The organism is Nitrosovibrio sp. Nv17 (genome assembly GCF_900119085.1).
GTDB lineage: Bacteria > Pseudomonadota > Gammaproteobacteria > Burkholderiales > Nitrosomonadaceae > Nitrosospira.
Window position 1 is genome coordinate 233,957 of the sequence record NZ_FPIQ01000001.1, and the last position, 17,816, is coordinate 251,772.

Annotated in this window: 14 protein-coding genes; 11 read left to right on the forward strand and 3 right to left on the reverse strand. The window is 64.0% G+C overall.

Annotated elements, in window-relative coordinates; genetic code table 11:
- Positions 1-16: 16 nt before the first annotated feature.
- Entirely contained in the window at positions 17-1,174 is a 1,158-nt protein-coding gene (locus BT108_RS01035) for an N-acetyltransferase (RefSeq protein WP_072292679.1), read from the reverse strand.
- 392 nt (positions 1,175-1,566) lie between these two features.
- Here BT108_RS01035 and BT108_RS01040 point away from each other — a divergent pair, with 392 nt between their 5' ends.
- From BT108_RS01040 to BT108_RS01050, 3 genes are all read left to right on the forward strand, one after another.
- Positions 1,567-1,821 carry a hypothetical protein gene (locus BT108_RS01040; RefSeq protein WP_072292814.1) on the forward strand — a complete coding sequence of 85 codons (255 nt, stop codon included), beginning with the start codon at positions 1,567-1,569 and terminating at the stop codon, positions 1,819-1,821.
- 108 nt (positions 1,822-1,929) lie between these two features.
- On the forward strand, positions 1,930-3,150 hold the full coding sequence (locus BT108_RS01045; RefSeq protein WP_072292680.1) for a beta-ketoacyl-[acyl-carrier-protein] synthase family protein: 1,221 nt from the start codon (positions 1,930-1,932) through the stop codon (positions 3,148-3,150).
- Between the two features lie 15 nt (positions 3,151-3,165).
- The gene (locus BT108_RS01050; protein ID WP_072292681.1) at positions 3,166-3,417 is read left to right on the forward strand and encodes an acyl carrier protein; all 252 of its coding nucleotides are present in this window, start codon (positions 3,166-3,168) and stop codon (positions 3,415-3,417) included.
- A 69-nt stretch (positions 3,418-3,486) separates the two neighbouring features.
- Here the strand turns inward: BT108_RS01050 and BT108_RS01055 are convergent, their stop codons facing one another.
- On the reverse strand, positions 3,487-5,997 hold the full coding sequence (locus tag BT108_RS01055) for a DNA topoisomerase III (RefSeq protein WP_072292682.1): 2,511 nt from the start codon (positions 5,995-5,997) through the stop codon (positions 3,487-3,489).
- 51 nt (positions 5,998-6,048) lie between these two features.
- The gene (gene dprA / locus BT108_RS01060; protein WP_072292815.1) at positions 6,049-7,131 is read right to left on the reverse strand and encodes a DNA-processing protein DprA; all 1,083 of its coding nucleotides are present in this window, start codon (positions 7,129-7,131) and stop codon (positions 6,049-6,051) included.
- 270 nt (positions 7,132-7,401) lie between these two features.
- Here dprA and def point away from each other — a divergent pair, with 270 nt between their 5' ends.
- From def to gap, 8 genes are all read left to right on the forward strand, one after another.
- Positions 7,402-7,908: a peptide deformylase gene (gene def, locus BT108_RS01065; protein WP_072292683.1), complete on the forward strand. Its 507-nt coding sequence runs from the start codon at positions 7,402-7,404 to the stop codon at positions 7,906-7,908.
- Between the two features lie 139 nt (positions 7,909-8,047).
- Entirely contained in the window at positions 8,048-8,989 is a 942-nt protein-coding gene (gene fmt, locus BT108_RS01070) for a methionyl-tRNA formyltransferase (protein ID WP_072292684.1), read from the forward strand.
- Positions 8,990-9,104: 115 nt separating this feature from the next.
- Positions 9,105-10,382: a 16S rRNA (cytosine(967)-C(5))-methyltransferase RsmB gene (gene rsmB / locus BT108_RS01075; RefSeq protein WP_072292816.1), complete on the forward strand. Its 1,278-nt coding sequence runs from the start codon at positions 9,105-9,107 to the stop codon at positions 10,380-10,382.
- Between the two features lie 4 nt (positions 10,383-10,386).
- Positions 10,387-10,974 carry a DUF4390 domain-containing protein gene (locus BT108_RS01080; RefSeq protein ID WP_255369560.1) on the forward strand — a complete coding sequence of 196 codons (588 nt, stop codon included), beginning with the start codon at positions 10,387-10,389 and terminating at the stop codon, positions 10,972-10,974.
- A complete protein-coding gene (locus tag BT108_RS01085; RefSeq protein ID WP_072292686.1) occupies positions 10,971-13,097 on the forward strand; it encodes a sensor histidine kinase in 2,127 nt (708 codons plus the stop codon). The genes BT108_RS01080 and BT108_RS01085 overlap by 4 nt, the downstream gene beginning before the upstream one ends.
- A 90-nt stretch (positions 13,098-13,187) precedes the next feature.
- Entirely contained in the window at positions 13,188-14,438 is a 1,251-nt protein-coding gene (locus BT108_RS01090) for a sigma-54-dependent transcriptional regulator (protein ID WP_072292687.1), read from the forward strand.
- A 239-nt stretch (positions 14,439-14,677) separates the two neighbouring features.
- Positions 14,678-16,693 carry a transketolase gene (gene tkt / locus BT108_RS01095; protein WP_072292688.1) on the forward strand — a complete coding sequence of 672 codons (2,016 nt, stop codon included), beginning with the start codon at positions 14,678-14,680 and terminating at the stop codon, positions 16,691-16,693.
- A gap of 57 nt (positions 16,694-16,750) precedes the next feature.
- A complete protein-coding gene (gene gap, locus BT108_RS01100; RefSeq protein WP_072292689.1) occupies positions 16,751-17,752 on the forward strand; it encodes a type I glyceraldehyde-3-phosphate dehydrogenase in 1,002 nt (333 codons plus the stop codon).
- Positions 17,753-17,816 lie beyond the last annotated feature (64 nt).

Consider the following 17,816-nt stretch of genomic DNA (forward strand, 5'->3'; position numbering starts at 1 on the left):
CAGTTCCAGGAACGGTTCATGGCAGCGTTTTTCCATAGATCCGGTAGCGCTTGTATTCCCGGCATCCCAGATGATCCAGAATGCCACGCATCGGCAGATTGTCCTCGAGTATCCATGACAGCTCGACCGCCCGTATTCCCCTGGAGAGCGCCGCCTGGCGGGGCGCATCGATCATCGTGATCGCCAGCGCCATGCCCAGCGGGGAATTCTGGAATTGCTTGCGCACGCCCATCAGAGGTATTCGGCCGGTACGGACACTCCCGGACCTGAGGGATCGGATCATGTGCGCCCAGCCCAGCGGAAACAGGCGGCCGTCGAGCTTCGCGAAAATCTCGTTGAGATTGGGCAATCCCGCCATGAATGCCGCCGGCATGCCATCCACCTCGGCGATCCGGATGAATTCATCGGGTACGAGCAGGCGCAGGCTGCTGCCCAGTTCGGCGAACTCGGCCTCGGTGAAGGGGACGAAGCCCCAGTTTTCCGACCACGCATCGTTGAATATATCACGCAGTATGCCCATTTCCTCGGCAAATCTGCCACGCCGCAGCGTTCTCAGTCGTATCTGCCCCGCGAATCGCTCGATCACGGCACGCATCAGTCTGGTCAGTTCGCGATCGGTTTCCACCCAGTAAGCCAGCAGATCCTTCTGGCCCCGGTAGCCCTGCGCCTCGAGCAGCCTGCCGTACCAGGGGCGGGAATGCGGCATCATGACCATGGGCGGGGTTTCGTAGCCGTCCACCAGAACGCCGCATTCCTGATTGATGGATAGATTGAACGGGCCGCTGACACGGCGGGTATCCCGTGCAGTCAGCCATGTCTCGGCGACCCTCAGCAGCGCCGCGAACACTTCCACGTCCTCGATACCCTCCAGCAGGCCGAAATGGCCTGTATCCCCGCCGTAGCGCTGACGGTGCAACCGGTCGATCTGCGCGCTGATCCTGCCTGCCGGCTGTCCATCCCGGTACGCCACCCATGCCTGCCATTCCCCATGCCTGAAGAACGGGTTGAATCGGGAGAAGTGGAAGCGCCGTTCCAGGCGCAGTGGGGGCACCCACATCGGATCGTCCGCGTAGATGCGCCAGGGAACGTCGATGAACGCCTTCATCCCGTGTCGACCGGTCACCGGCCGCACCGCGACGGCGCCCTCGGGAAGCCCGCCGGATGGCTCACCCATGTGAAGCGCGGATGCCGGAGGCGTACCTTCCGCTCCTGAGCCGTCCGCGAGGCGGCAAGGCTTCCAACCGGGCATCCGCCCGAAAGCCCGATCGACTCCGACCATCGTAGTGATGCATCATCCTTTTCGCATCATTCCCGCCACCCGTTCTACCCTGTCCCATGATGGACGCCATGCCGATGGTGAACCGAGTGGTGTGCTATTATAATGACCGCTCGAAGGGCGGAAATCCGGGAACCGATCACCGGTTTCCCGGTGTTGCTCGGGGTGGCGGGCAGAGGGCGGGGGCAGGCATCCATGATCGGGTGCGATTCTATCATCCACCGGGATGGCCAGCCGGATACCGGAGGCAAAAAAGAGCAGCAGAATCGGAAAATTTTATGGAAGGAACCATGGATACCGCTGAATATAACCTGATCATCTCCCTTGCCCTGATTCCGGTCGTGTTCATGCTGCAGCTCTGGGTAAAGAATCGCCGCAGCCATCGTCGCAATGAAACGGGGCAGCAGGAATTCGACAGCATGGGTGCCATGCTGCTGTCGACCCTCATCGAAGGGGTGGCCATCATAGGCAGCCTGTTGCTGATCATCTGGATCATGGGCGGAATTGCGAGATACCTGTTCCCCATGATGTTCAACGCACAATAAGTCCGGACCGGCTGTGACGATTTCCGGATTGCCAGAGCCCCATTCCCATCTGCGTGACGTGACGACCGTACGGATAGACCTCAACCGGATCGCTCCCCCCTGTCGCGTATGCGGGTAGTCGTGACAGGCATGGGGGTCGTCTCGCCGATCGGAGTGGGCGTGGAGCGGTTCTGGGAGGCAGCTGTCGCCGGAGTCAGCGGTATCCGGTCGATCACCGCTTTCAACGCATCCGGCCAGCGTTCCCGGGTGGCGGGGGAGGTGCCGGGGTTCGATCCGGCCGCGTTCCTGACGCCCAAGTATTTGGACCAGACGGATCGATTTACCCAATTGGCGCTGCTGGCCACGGATCTGGCACTGGAGGACGCGGGGGGGCTCGACGCATACGCGCCGCAACGCCTGGCCGTGAGCGTCGGCTCGGGGATGGGCGGATTTTCCACCTTCGAATCCTCGGCCCTGCGCAAGTTCCGCGACCAACCCATACCGCCGTTCACGGTGCCCCGCACCATGGCGAATTCCGCGGCAGCCTGGATCGCCATCCGGCACAAGTTCAAGGGCGTGAACCTGACCTGCAGCACGGCGTGCTCCTCCGGTGCCAATGCCATCGGCATGGCTCTTGATCTTCTGAGGACAGGACGGGCGGATGCCGTGATTGCGGGCGGCGCCGAGGGCTGTGTGCTGCCCCTGACCATGACCGGCTTCGAGGTGCTGCATGCCCTGACCACCGGATTCAACACGGAGCCGGCGCGGGCATCCCGGCCCTTCGCAAAGGGCCGCGACGGATTTGTCATGGCGGAGGGGGCCGGCATCCTGATCCTGGAGAGAGAAGACGAGGCTGTGCGGAGGGGAGCAAAAATGTACGCATGCCTGGCCGGTTACGGCCAGGCATGCGACGCGGTGCATATCGTCATGCCGGACATGGAGGGCCAGGTCACGGCGATGCGCGCGGCCATCGAAGACGCCGGAATGGGTCCCGACGCCGTCGAGCACATCAATGCGCATGCCACCTCGACGCCGCTCGGGGATGTCGTGGAGACCCGCGCCATCAAGCACCTGTTCGGAAGCCGGTCGCGCGAGATCGCCATCAATGCCACCAAATCCATGGTCGGGCACTCCATCGGTGCATCGGCTGCCATCGGCAGCATCGCCACGGTGATGGCGCTCCACAGCGGTACGATACACCCCACCATCAACCTCGACGAGCCCGACCCGGAATGCGATCTCGACTACACGCCCAATTCCGCGCAGCAAAGGAATCCCCGCAACGGTCTTTGCAACGCGTTCGGATTCGGCGGCAGCAACGCAAGCATCGTCTTCACAACACTTGAATGAAGGAATGGATCGAACATGGATACAGCGGATATCGAAACGAAAGTCATACAGTTCATCTCGACCAAGGTGGAGAATCTGGACGCGGCCGTCATCGACCGGTCCTCGAAGTTCGAGGACCTGGGGCTCGATTCCATGGATACCATACAACTGCTGTTCGATGCCGAGGATACCTTCGGGATCAGTTTCGACAGCGAGGAGGCGAAGGGATTCACCAGTGTCGGCGACATCGTTTCCTACATCGAGAAGCATCAGGCATCATCCGCATGACCTGCCCCCATGCAACCGCCGCGTCGTGCGGCGGTTGAGTGATGCGGAAGGCAGGCCCTCACCCGCTCCTCACTTTCCTGCCGCAGGCACCCTGGATTTCGATGTTCCTCCCTTGGGACGGGAGGCAGGTCCAATGGTCTTCGGCTGTCTCGGCTCGAATTCGAATCCCACCTTTCCATCCGTTCCTGCCACCAGGTAGGCCGAGAACGGCCTGCCCTTCTTGGAGATGAATTTCTGCAGCAGATCGGTTTTTCCGGTGCGCAGCAGCTTCTCGACCTGTTCGCGCTCGAGCGGCCGCGCAAGGATGATCTTGCCGATCCTGAACTGGCAGGTGCGCCCCGCCCCTACCGCCTTCTCGCAGGTGTAGCCCATCCCGTGGTCGAATACGCGACCGCCGCAGCGTGGGCACTGCCCCAGCGCCTCCTGGCCGGAAAAGTCGACGACGGCCGCGCCTTCCGCGTTATCGTCGCCGAAGTCGAACTTCATCTCGAATTCGTCGGTCAGCTTGATGTTGGCGTTGAAGGAGCGCCCCATCTTGCTGCGAAACCCCTGGAGCGGGCCCACTTCGCGCCGGGTGATCAGTTGTTCCATTTCCTCGGTTTCGAACTGGCGCCCCGCCAGGATCTTCCACAGCGCGAAATCGCACGCCTGGCACTGGAATTTCTTATAGGTCTCCTGCACGATACCTCCACACCGGGGGCAGGGTGACCGGAGCGTGGAGAAATCCCCGTCAATGGTCTTGCCGCAATGATTCTTCGCCTGCGCCACCATCCGGCTCGTCATGCCCGCGATCTCCTGCATGAAGCGGTCGCGCTCGAGCCTGCCCTGCTCGATCTGGCGCAGCTTGAATTCCCAGTCGCCCGTCAATTCGGGCGAGGTCAACTCGGGAACGTTCAGGCCGCGCAGCAGCGTGATCAGCGAAAACGCCTTGGCCGTCGGATGCAGTTCCCGTCCCACGCGCTGCATGTAGTTTTCCAGTACCAGGCCCTCGATGATCGCCGCCCGGGTGGCGGGGGTGCCCAGACCCTTTGCGCTCATGGCCTCCCTGAGTTCCTCATCCTCCACCAGCTTGCCGGCGCCCTCCATGGCCGAGAGCAGGGTGGCCTCGTTGAACCGCGCCGGCGGCCGCGTGCTGCTGGCGACGACCTGGACTTCGGTGGCCAGCACCTGCTCGCCCTGCTGTACCGCGACCAGGGTGGCCGCGGTGCCTTCCTGTGCTTCCTTGCCGTACACGGCCTGCCATCCGGGGTGTACCATCACCTTGCCCTCGGTCTTGAACGGCTCGCCTTCCACGCGGGTGATGCGGGTCGTGACGAGAAACTCCGCAGCGGGATGAAAGATGGCCAGGAAGCGCTTGACGACGAGGTCATACAGTTTCGCTTCCGCGTCGTTCAGGCTTTTGGGTTCGATGGAGGTCGGAATGATGGCGAAGTGATCGGATATCTTGGCATTGTTGAAGATGCGCTTGTTGGGCCGGACCCAGTTCGCCTGCAGGATTCCGGCGGCAAAGGATCCGTAGCGAGTGGGCTCCAGCGCGGCGAGAATCTCGCGGACGGTGCCGATGTAGTCTTCGGGCAAGGCGCGCGAATCCGTGCGTGGATAGGTCAGTGCCTTGTGCTTCTCGTACAGTGCCTGCGCCAGTCCCAGGGTGGTCTTGGCAGAAAACCCGAAGCGGCCATTGGCATCACGCTGCAGGCTGGTCAGGTCGTACAGCAGCGGGCAGACTTCCGTGGCCGGTTTGCTTTCCTCGGTGACGCTGCCGAGCTTCCCCTGACATCGGGTCCGTATCGCTTCGGCGCGGCCGGACTCCCACAGGCGCTCGGCTTTCTGTTCGGAATCCTTCTTGTTCCTGGAGAATTTCTCGTCGAACCAGCGTCCGGAATAGGCTCCTGACGAGGCGGCAAAGGTGCCATGCACCTCCCAGTAGTTCCGGGGCACGAATTTCCTAATCGCATCCTCGCGTTCGATCAGGATCGCCAGGGTCGGGGTCTGCACCCTTCCCACGGTGGTCTTGTGGAACCCTCCTTCCTGGGAATTGAAGGCGGTCATGGCACGGGTGCCATTGATGCCCACCAGCCAGTCCGCCTCCGAGCGGCTGACGGCCGCTTCCGCCAGCGGCTGGACGGCGTCGTCGTCGAGCAGCCGGACGAATCCCTCCCGTATCGAGGCTGGGGTCATCGACTGCAGCCAGAGCCGCTTGACCGGTTTCCGGGTGCCGGTGTGCCGTTCGATGTAACGGAAGATCAGTTCGCCCTCGCGGCCTGCATCACAGGCGTTGATCAGAGCGGTCACGTCCTTGCGCTTGATGAGTCTCGTCAGGAGCTTCAGGCGCGGAGCCGTTTTTTCGATGGGATTGAGGTCGAAATAGGGCGGGATGACCGGCAGGTTGGTGAAGCTCCATTTTCCGCGCTTGACCTCGTATTGTTCGGGGACCGCCAGTTCGAGCAGATGGCCGATGGCTGACGACAGGACATACTCGTCGTTCTCGAAATAATCGGTATGCTTGGTGAATCCTCCCAGCGCGCGCGCGATGTCGGCGGCGACGGACGGTTTCTCGGCGATGATCAGGGTTTTTCCCATGAAGCTCCTGTGAATGTTGCACGGATACCGGGCGGCCTGTCCGCCGGCGGGTCAACGCAGCCGCTGGTAGTATCCGCCAGGCAATGCGGCGACCATGCCGCCCAGTTCGAGCGGCAATAGCATCGCTGATACGGTTTCCGGCGTCAAGCCGCTGCGGCTGCACAGTATATCGATACTGGTGGGGTCGTAGCCCAGGTACGCCAGCAGCGGCGAGGCTGCTGGCGGCGTCGCCGCTGCATCGCCGCTCGCGTGTCCCGCCGGGGCATGCCCCAGTTCATCCAGGATGTCCCCGGCGCTTTCGACCAGCTTCGCGCCCTGCTTGATGAGCGCATGGCATCCCTTCGACAGCGGGGAGTGGATCGAGCCGGGGATGGCGAACACGTCCCGTCCCTGATCCAGCGCCAGCCGGGCGGTGATGAGGGAGCCGCTCTGCAGGGCGGCTTCCACCACCAGACAGCCCCGGCTGATGCCGCTGATCGTACGGTTGCGACGCGGGAAATTGCTGCCCACGGCCGGGGTGCCGAGCGGGAACTCCGAGACCAGCAGCCCCCGCTGCGCCAGTTCATGGGCAAGCTCCCGATTGCGGGCGGGATAGACGATGTCCAGCCCAGTGCCCACGACCGCGATGCTGGCGGATATTCCGCCCAGACCGCCACGGTGGGCGGCGGCATCCACGCCCAGTGCCAGACCGCTCACGATGCACAGTCCGGCATCGCTTGCAGCCCTGGCGAAGGCTTCCGCGTTGGAGAGCCCCTGCGGGGTGGCATTGCGGCTGCCGACCACGGCCAGTGCCGGGGTACCCAGCAGTTCACGCCTGCCCTTGAGGTACAGCAACGGAGGAGGATCGGCGATATGGAGCAGCAGGGACGGATAGTCGGGATCCGCCAGCGTCATGAGCGTATTGAGGGGATCCTCCAGCCAGGCGAGCGCTGCCTTGACCCGCGCCGGGTCCGCGCCCCGGCCGACGGCCGCCGCCGCTTTCCTTTTCACCACGCGCTCCAACTCGGCGGGTCCGGCGGAAAGTACGGCCTCCGGGCTGCCGAAGGTGACCAGCAGCCGCCGTATCGATTCGTCGCCCAAGCCGTCGATCAGGCCAAGCGCCAACCAGGATTCGATATCGTCCATCGGTTTCATGCCGGCCGGGCGCAGCGCACGAGCCACTGCCCGGAGGCTGGCACCCGCTCTTCCGGGCCACGGCCGCGCGCTGTGCGGAAGGATTCGTTGCGAGTGAGGGTGGGCGAACTCAAGAAGTTCCCGGCCAAAATCGGGATATAATGGATCTATGCGCGGAAGATCGCGGGAGCGAAGGCCATGAACGGGATCCTGTAATACGGGTCAAATGATCGTACCGATGAGGACTCGGCCTGAATTCTGCATTTAGAACGGTAAACGTGCAAGTTTTTTATGGCGCGCCTGAAAATACTGCAATACCCTGACGAGCGGCTGCATACCGTGGCGGAGCCGGTATCTGCGGTGACTCCGGAAATCCGGGCGCTGGTGGACGACATGGCGGAGACCATGTACGCCGCGCCGGGAATCGGCCTGGCGGCCACACAGGTCGACGTGCACAAGCGCATCGTCATCGTCGACACCTCGGATAGCCGTGACCGGCTGCAGGTGCTGATCAACCCGCGCATCGTCGCCCGCAGCGGCGAATCCGACTACGAGGAAGGCTGCCTCTCGCTGCCGGGCATATTCGGGAAGGTGACGCGTGCGGAACGCATCACGGTGGAAGCCTGGAATCGTGAAGGTGCGCCGTTCGTCCTCGACGCCGAGGGCCTGTTCGCGGTATGCATACAGCATGAGATGGATCATCTGGAAGGCAGGGTATTCGTCGAATACTGGTCGAGGATGAAGCAGGAGCGGGTGCAGGCCAGATTAAGGAAACAACGGCGCAAGGTTGCGGCATGACATCGCACCAGCGTGGTATGTGGGGGCGCGCCGATCCGGCCTGATGTCGCCGGTGCCGGGGACGTGCATTCATGCCTTCGGTGCGCAGATCCTGTTCTGCAGGGTTTCCCTTCCATCGACTTGACGGCGCCGTCTTGCCATGAAGATCATTTTTGCGGGTACCCCGCCGTTCGCCGTGCCTGCGCTGGAAACGCTGGCGGATGCGGGGCACGAGATCGCACTGGTGCTGACCCAGCCGGACCGCCCCGCGGGCCGGGGCATGAAACCAGCCGCCAGCGCAGTCCGGCTCGCGGCCGAGCGTCATGGATTCGACCTTCTGCAGCCCTCTTCGCTGAGGCAGCCGGAACTGCACGCCCTGCTCACGAGGATCGATGCTGATGTGATGGTGGTGGCCGCGTACGGGTTGATCCTGCCCGAGTCGGTGCTGGGCATCCCCCGCCTCGGCTGCCTCAACATCCACGCGTCGCTCCTGCCCCGCTGGCGCGGGGCGGCCCCGATCCAGCGCGCGATCCTGGCGGGCGACCGGGATACCGGAATCAGCATCATGCAGATGGATCGCGGCATGGATACGGGCGCGATCCTGCTGCAGCACCCCGTCGCGATTCTGCCGGACGATACGGCGCAGACGCTGCACGACAGGCTGGCATCCGCGGGAGCCCGCTGCATCGTGGAGACGCTGGCGCAGTTGCAGGCCGGCACGATACACGGGGTCGTGCAGGACGAGGCCGCGGCGATCTACGCTCCCAAACTGGAAAAGCACGAGGCCCGTATCGACTGGAGATCCGATGCGGAGCAGGCCGGTCGCGCCGTGCGGGCGTTCAATCCCCGTCCGGGGGCATACACCCGCATTCACGGAGTGCTCCTGAAGATATGGCGGGCGGACGTCGTTGGAAGCATCTCCGGCAGGCCGGGGGAAGTGGTCGATGCTGGACGGGGCGGCGTCCTGGTGGCGTGCGGCAGGGGAGGGATGGTTCTGAAAGTGGTGCAGAAGTCCGGCGGGAAGAGAATGAGCGTGGCGGAGTTTCTTGCCGGGCACGCGCTCGCGCCGGGCGATCGCTTCGAATCCGGGCATGATGGCTGATCCGGGCGACGCCGGTCGATGGCACGATCGCTCCCGGCCCGGCAGCCCCTTCACCCGTCCGGTGAAGACGAAGGAAGGCACTCGCCTGTGCGGTTCGGGCCGCATGGATGGCGGGATGATCGAAGCCCAGTGCCTGGCCGCCAGGATGGTCGGCAAGGTGCTGGCGGGCGCGGCTCTGACGGACGTGCTGCAGGAATTGTGGCGGGCACGCTCGGACCTGTCCGGCCAGCAACGCGGCGCCATCCAGGACCTGAGCTACGGCGTGTTGCGCTTCTATGGCCTGCTCGACGGATTGCTGGCGTTGCTGCTGAACAAGCCGATCCGGAATGGAAGCGTGCGTCACCTGCTGCTGGTGGGGTTGTACCAGCTGGAATACAGCAGGGCCCCGGCGCATGCCATCGTCGATCACGCGGTGACGTCGGTGCGGGCCTTGAACGGCAACACGGGCGCTCAGGGGCTGGTCAATGCGGTGCTGCGCAACTTCGAGCGCCGACGGGCCCATTTTCTGACGCGTGCGGCCGGCACCGAGATGGGCCGGTATTCGCATCCGCAATGGTGGATGGACCGATTGCGCGCAGACTATCCGCAGCGCTATCGAACGATACTGGAGATCGGTAACCAGCGTCCTCCCATGACACTGAGGGTCAACCGGCGCAGAATCGGGGTGGCGGAATACGCGGCATGCCTCGAGCAGGAAGGCATGCAGGCGCAGCATCTATGGGATGACGCCCTCATGCTGGCGCGGCCGGTCGCGGTGGACAGGCTGCCTGGATTTTCACGTGGATGGGTGTCGGTGCAGGATGCGGGCGCCCAGCTTGCCGCCCACCTGCTGGACGCGCGCGACGGCATGCGCGTTCTGGATGCGTGCGCCGCACCGGGGGGCAAGAGCGCCCATCTGCTGGAGCTGGCGAACCTGGAATTGACCGCGCTCGACAGCGACTGTGACCGGATTGCGCGCATCGTCCAGAATCTGGCGCGCCTGGGGCTGGACGCACGGCGTGTGGTCCACGGAGACGCCGCAAGCCCGGCGCAGTGGTGGGACGGCCGGCACTTCGATCGTATTCTGGCCGACGTCCCCTGCTCCGCTTCGGGCGTGGTGCGCCGCCACCCGGACATCAAGTGGTTGCGGCGTCCCGGTGATCTTCCCCGCTTCGGAACAAGGCAGGGGATGATACTGGAGGCCTTGTGGCCGCTGCTCGCCAGGGGGGGGAAATTGCTCTACGCCACCTGCTCGGTATTTCCCGAAGAGAACCTGGTTCAGATCGAGCGCTTCATGCAAGGACATCCGGATGCCCGGCTGCTGCCATTGTCCCGGATCGGAGCGATGGACGGGCAGTTGCTGCCCGACTCCCGCCATGACGGCTTCTTCTATGCCCTGCTGCGCAAAGCCTGACTCCTTGAGGCGCCTGCTGCGGGGGGCGGTGGTCCTCGGTGGCCTGATGCTGTCCCTCGGCGCTCCCGTTCATGCAGAAGGCATACAGGTCAAATCGATCGCGATCGGTTCGGCGGATGAGGGTTACCGCTTCGACGCGGATTTCGAGATCACGCTCAACTCCAAGCTGGAGCGCGCCCTGGAGAAGGGGATCGTGCTGTACTTCGTCACCGAGCTCAACCTGGTGAATTTCCGCTGGTACTGGCTGAATCAGCGCGTCGCCCACAGCAGGGTGAGGGAGGGGCTGAGCTATTACGCGCTGACCCGGCAGTATCGCCTGAGCCGTGGCGGGCTATCCCAGAATTTCAATACGATAGAGGAGGCACTTCAAGTCCTGGGCCGGGTTCGCGACCGCCCCATCCTGGCCAGCGCGGAACTCGCGCCCGACCGCGACTACATCCTGGAATTGCGCATGTGGCTGGACATATCGGCGCTGCCCAAGCCCTTCCAGGTGGAAACGCTGGGTACCAGGGAATGGGATCTGGGTACCGGCGTGCTGCGCTGGGGCACGAAACTGCCGGTACCGGGACTTCAGGATCGCGCTGCGCCGTGAAGTATGCTGTCATAATCATGGCGGGTCTGGGTGCGGTCATGCTGTTCCTGCTCGCCAGCGCCGGTGCGGACACGGGGCTGTTCGAGCGCAAGTACCGGCTCCTGATCCGGATCAACGCAGGGTTCGTGCTGCTGCTCATGGCGGTGGTCGGGTACCTGCTGTGGAGACTCAGGCGCAGACTCAAGGTGGGCGTGTTCGGCTCCCGGCTGGCGCTGCGTCTGCTGCTGATCCTCTCGCTCATGGCGATCCTGCCGGGCGCCCTCGTATATGGTGTCTCCGTCCAGTTTCTCGGAAAGAGCATCGAGACATGGTTCGACGTCAAGGTGGATCGGGCGCTGGAAGGAGGACTGAATCTTGGCCGTACCATCCTGGACAACCTGTTGGCCGATCTGCGCGACCGGGCCGAGGCCATCGCATCGACGCTGTCCGACGAATCCGGTGCGTCGCGCCCCGTGTTGGCCCATCTGCTGGATCAATCGGCGATACGGGAGGCCATCCTGTTCGACCGGCGCGGCGAGGCGATCGCATCGTCCGAGGCATCCGGCGCTCCGTTGCTTCCCGGCACCCTGAACGGGGAAATCCTGCAGCAGATGAGGACGGGGCAGTCGTACAGCGTGGTCGAATCCATTGCCGACCAAGGGCTGTATCTCAGGGTGGTGGTGCCTGTCGCCATGGTTGAGGGCATCGGGGCGTTGCAACTCCTGCAGCCGGTGCCCAAGCGGTTGGCGGAAGACGCGGAAATCGTCCAGGCGGCGTATCGCGATTACCAGGAGCTGCTGTTGTCGCGCGAGGGGCTCAAGAGCCTGTACGGTGTGACGCTCACGCTTGCGTTGCTGCTTTCGCTGTTTTCCGCCCTGGCGGCGGCGTTCCTCGTCAGCGAGCGGCTGAGCGCTCCCTTGGGCATGCTGGCCGAGGGTACGCGCGCGGTGGCGCAGGGCGATTTCAGCAGGCGGCATCCGGTGCAGAGCCGGGATGAGCTCGGCGTACTGACCGAGTCGTTCAATCTCATGACCCAGCAGCTCGAAGAAGCCCGCACGATGGCCCAGCGCAATCAGCAGGAAGTGGAGAGCGCCCGGGCCTATCTAGAAAACATTCTTGCCAACCTGTCATCCGGCGTGCTGGTGTTCGACGAGCATTTGCGCATGCGCACCGCCAACCCCAGTGCGGAGCAGATCCTGGACGTCCCGCTGCTGGCTCTGCAGGGATTGACCATCGAAGAGTGCGCGGCGCGGGAGCCTCGCCTGGGATCCTTCAAGGCCCGCATACTGGAGGGATTCCATTCCGGAAGGAGCGGAGAGTGGCAATACCAGGTGGAACGCCCGACGGAGGTCGCCCATCAGGTCCTGCTGCTGCGCGGCACGCGCCTGCCGCAGAAGTCGGGTGGCGGGGGCGTCGTGGTATTCGACGATATCACCAGCCTGTTGCAGGCGCAGCGTACCGCGGCCTGGGGGGAGGTGGCGCGGCGCCTGGCGCACGAGATCAAGAATCCCCTCACGCCGATCCAGCTTTCCGCCGAACGCATGCAGCACAAGCTCGCCGGAAAGCTGGACGCCCAGGATGCAGGCATCCTGGCGCGCTCCACCGAGACCATCGTCAACCAGGTGGAGGCCCTCAAGAAGATGGTCAACGAGTTCAGCGAGTATGCGCGCGTGCCGGAACTGGAATTTCACATGCTGGATTTCAACCGCCTGATACGGGAAGTGCTCGCCCTGTACGAGGCGGCGAGCCTCGCGGTACCGGCCGAACCCCCGTCCCCCATCCATTCTGAACTGGCGCCGGACCTTCCCGCCGTGCGGGGCGATTCAGTGCGGTTGCGCCAGGTGATCCACAATCTCCTGCAGAATGCGCAGGACGCCCTGATCGGGCTGCCGCAATCCGCCATCACGGTGCGCACCGAAACCGTGCCGGAAGGCGTGCGCCTCAGCGTCAGCGACAATGGCACCGGGTTTCCTGAGCACGTCAAGGCGCGGGTGTTCGAGCCCTACATCACGACCAAGGCGCGGGGGACGGGGCTCGGGCTGCCCATCGTCAAGAAGATCGTCGAGGAGCACGGCGGCATGATCCAGATAGAAAATATCCAGCCTCGCGGTGCCCGCGTGTCGATCACGTTTCCGGTCGGATGAGGGGGCGGCGACTTTGTCGTATCATTCCATCCCGCACCGTGTGACGCCACCGCTTCCGGCCATTTACCGATGAGACTCGACTTCTGAACCATGGGCAACAATTCCATACTCGTCGTCGACGATGAAATCGGCATACGCGAGCTCCTGTCCGAAATCCTGCGGGACGAGGGCTATCACGTCACCCTTGCGGAAAATGCCGAGCAGGCGCGCCACCTGCGCCGGCAGATGCGCCCCGACCTGGTGCTGCTGGACATCTGGATGCCGGACACCGATGGCATCACCCTGTTGAAGGAATGGGCGAGCAGCGGGCTGCTGACCATGCCGGTGGTCATGATGTCGGGTCACGGCACCATAGACACCGCGGTGGAGGCGACGCGCATGGGGGCATCGGGTTATCTGGAGAAACCGATCCCGCTGCAGAAACTGCTGAGCACGGTGGGTCGCGCCCTGCGCGGCGGACAGGGCAGGCCGCTGACGATTTTCCCGCTTGCCAGCCTCGGCCGCGGGCCGGTGATTGCGGACCTGAAGCGACGACTGGAGCAGGTGGCGGATCTGGGAACGCCGCTGCTGCTCACTGGCGAACCGGGAACCGGCATGGATCTGTGCGCGCGCTTCCTGCACCGCCCGAATACACCCTGGGTGGAGCCGGACACCTTCACCGTTCTTGCCCATGCCCCGCTCGACCTGCTCGAACGCGCGAAGGGCGGGCTGCTGTTCCTCAAGGAGATCGGCGACCTCGGCAGGCTGGCGCAGAAGGGCCTGCTGCTGCTCATGGGAAAGCTGGAAAAGTACGGCGTGCGCCTGGTATGCGCCACTTCCATGCCGCTGGCGGATCTGACCGCGCAGGGCGCCTACGACCAGCAGCTGTACGAGATACTGGGTGGTCTTTGCATCGGCGTGCCGGCCCTGCGCGAGCACCGGGAGGACATCCCCGAGCTGGCCAGCCAGATGCTCTCGCGCTGCATCGAATCGGGCGAGGCGCCCGTGCGGCAGTTCAGCACCGCGGCGCTCAACAGCCTGAGAAACCATGACTGGCCCGGCAATCTCGCCCAGCTCGCAGGCACGGTGCGCTCGCTCGCGCTCACCTGCGCGGGCGAAGAGATATCGGCGGAGGACGTCAAGCGGATACTGGCCTCGTCCTCACCCATTCAGGCGGTGAGTGGCATTCCGCTCAACGTTCCACTGCGCGAGGCGCGCGACATGTTCGAGAAGGTCTATTTCGAGCAGCTCATCAATCAGGAAAATGGCAACATGACTCGTGTGGCCGAGCGGGCGGGACTGGAGCGTACCCATCTGTATCGCAAGCTCAAGCTGCTCGGCATCCGGTTGCGCGGCCACTGAACCGTGGCCAGCCGCGGGCGCGAACTGTGGGGCCGCGGCGGCTGGTGGCGCGACTCTGCGCGCCCGGCCCCGTCCCGCGCCTGTACCCCATCCGGTGCAGAGTGGAAGCGAAGTTGTCTGACATCGCATCTTAAGCGATAATAACGCGCTTTCGATCCGCACCGGCATGCTGCCGGGCGCGGAATCTCGTTGCCGTATCCACCTGTATCCTTATCCATCGAACGAGGGAGTCTACGTCCATGGGAACATTCAGAAATATCGATGCGCCGGTGTTCAGGAACTCGACCAGCGCAATCCGCGCATTGGCCATGGACGCCGTGCAGAAGGCCAATTCCGGCCATCCTGGCATGCCGATGGGTATGGCCGAGATCGCCGAGGTGTTGTGGACCCGCCATCTTCGCCACAATCCCGCCAATCCGAAATGGGTCGACCGCGACCGGTTCGTGCTTTCGAACGGGCATGGATCGATGTTGATCTACGCCCTGCTGCACCTGACCGGCTACGACCTGCCCATGGAGGAGATCAAGCGCTTCCGCCAGCTGCACTCCAAGACCCCGGGGCATCCGGAATACGGCTATACCCCCGGGGTGGAAACCACCACCGGACCGCTGGGGCAGGGACTCGCCAATGCGGTCGGCATGGCGCTGGCGGAAAAGATGCTGGCGGCGGATTTCAACCGCCCCGGCTTCGACATCGTCGATCATCACACCTATGTGTTCCTCGGAGATGGCTGCCTCATGGAAGGGGTGTCGCACGAGGCCTGCTCCCTGGCCGGTACCCTCGGGCTCGGCAAGCTGATCTGCTTCTATGACGATAACGGCATTTCCATCGACGGCCACGTCGAGGGATGGTTCACCGATGATACCCCGAAGCGCTTCGAGGCCTACGGCTGGCACGTGGTGCCGAACGTGAACGGCCACGATCCGGAAGCGATCGAGGCGGCAATCCAGGCGGCCAGGCGGGCCGCGGGAAAACCTTCCATGATCTGCTGCAGGACGGTCATCGGCATGGGTTCGCCCAACAAGGCCGATACCCACGAAGTGCACGGCGCCGCGCTGGGCGACGCCGAGATCGCGGCAACCCGCCCGCACATCGGCTGGCAGTATCCGCCGTTCGAGATTCCGGAGGAGGTCTATGCGGCGTGGGACGGCCGCGCAAAAGGAGAGGCGCTGGAAGGCGAATGGAATCGCAGGTTTGCCGAATACGCTGCCCAGTACCCCGCCGAGGCTGCCGAGTTCAGGCGGCGCACGGCGGGGGAACTGCCCGCCGGCTGGAGGGAGCATGTGCAGGATCTGCTGCGCCAGGTCGATGCCAGGCAGGAGACGATCGCCACCCGCAAGGCATCGCAGAACGCCATCGAGGGCCTGGCGCCGGTGCTGCCGGAACTGGTGGGCGGCTCCGCGGACCTGGCCGGCTCCAACCTGACCCTGTGGTCCGGATCCAAGGGCTGCAACCGGGAGCGGGGCGGCAACTACATCTACTACGGCGTGCGCGAGTTCGGCATGAGCGCCATCATGAACGGATTGTCCCTGCACGGCGGCATCATTCCCTACGGCGCCACCTTTCTGATGTTCTCGGAATATGCGCGCAACGCCCTGCGCATGGCCGCCCTGATGAAGATCCGTACCCTGTTCGTGTTCACCCACGACTCGATCGGCCTGGGCGAGGACGGTCCGACGCACCAGCCGGTAGAACAGACCGCGACGCTGCGCTACATCCCCAACATGGATGTCTGGCGTCCCTGCGACACCGTCGAGTCCACCGTCGCCTGGGCGCATGCGATCGAGCGCAGGGAGGGGCCGTCGGCGCTGATATTCAGCCGCCAGAACCTGCCTTTCCAGAAGCGTGACGCGGCCACCATCGGGCTGATAGAAAAGGGGGGCTACGTCCTTTCCGAGGCGGACGGCGGTGCGCCCAGGGCGGTCATCATCGCGACCGGTTCCGAGGTCGGCCTCGCGATCCTGGCGCAGAAGGCGCTGGCGGAGACGGGCGTGCCCGTGCGCGTGGTCTCGATGCCCTGCACCAGCCTGTTCGACCGGCAGGACGCAGCCTATCGCGACAGCATCCTGCCGAAGGGCGTCGGGCGTGTGGCGGTGGAGGCGGGCATCACCGACTACTGGCGCAAGTACGTGGGACTCGACGGTGCGGTGGTGGGCATGGATACCTTCGGCGAGTCGGCCCCGGCCGGCGATCTGTTCCGACACTTCGGCTTCACCGTCGAAAACGTGGTGAAGGCGGTCAACGGCATCGCCTGATTGCGGAGACAGGAATCTCGCACCGCGGCAAGATTTTTTATTCGAGGAGTTCAAGACATGACAATAAAAGTCGGCATCAACGGGTTTGGCCGTATCGGACGCATGGTGTTTCGCGCAGCGGTACAGAATTTCAAGGACATCGAAATCGTGGCGATCAACGACCTGCTCGAACCAGATTACCTTGCCTACATGCTGCAGCACGACTCGGTGCACGGGCGCTTCAAGGGAAGCGTCTCCGTCGAGGGCGATACGCTCGTCGTCGACGGCAAGAAGATCCGGCTGACGGCCATCAAGGATCCGGCCGAACTGAAGTGGGACGAGGTGGACGCGGACGTCGTGATCGAGTCCACGGGGCTTTTCCTCACCAAGGAAACCTGCCAGAAGCACATCGCGGCAGGCGCGAAGAAAGTCATCATGTCGGCACCGTCCAAGGACGATACGCCCATGTTCGTCTACGGCGTGAACGACAAGGCCTACGCGGGACAGTCCATCATATCCAACGCGTCCTGCACCACCAACTGCCTGGCGCCGGTCGCGAAGGTGCTGAACGACACGTTCGGCATCAAGCGCGGGCTGATGACGACGGTGCACGCCGCCACTGCCACGCAGAAAACCGTCGACGGTCCTTCCAACAAGGACTGGCGCGGAGGCCGTGGCATCCTCGAGAACATCATCCCGTCGTCGACCGGGGCGGCCAAGGCGGTGGGCGCGGTCATTCCGGAACTCAACAAGAAACTGACCGGCATGGCGTTCCGTGTCCCGACCTCCGACGTGTCGGTGGTCGACCTGACCGTGGAGCTCAGCAAGGATGCCACCTATGAGGAAATCTGCACCGCCATGAAGGATGCATCGGAAGGGTCGATGAAGGGGATACTCGGCTATACCGACGAGAAGGTGGTGTCCACCGATTTCCGGGGCGAGAGCTGTACCTCCATCTTCGATGCGGAGGCGGGCATGTCGCTTGACGGCAGTTTCGTGAAGGTGGTGTCCTGGTACGACAACGAGTGGGGCTACTCCAGCAAGATACTGGAGATGGCCCGGGTCATTGCGGCCAGATAACCTGCGGCAATCGGTGGAACGGGGCAACCGCGGGAGCGGGGTCCCGTCCACGTCTCCTTTTCGC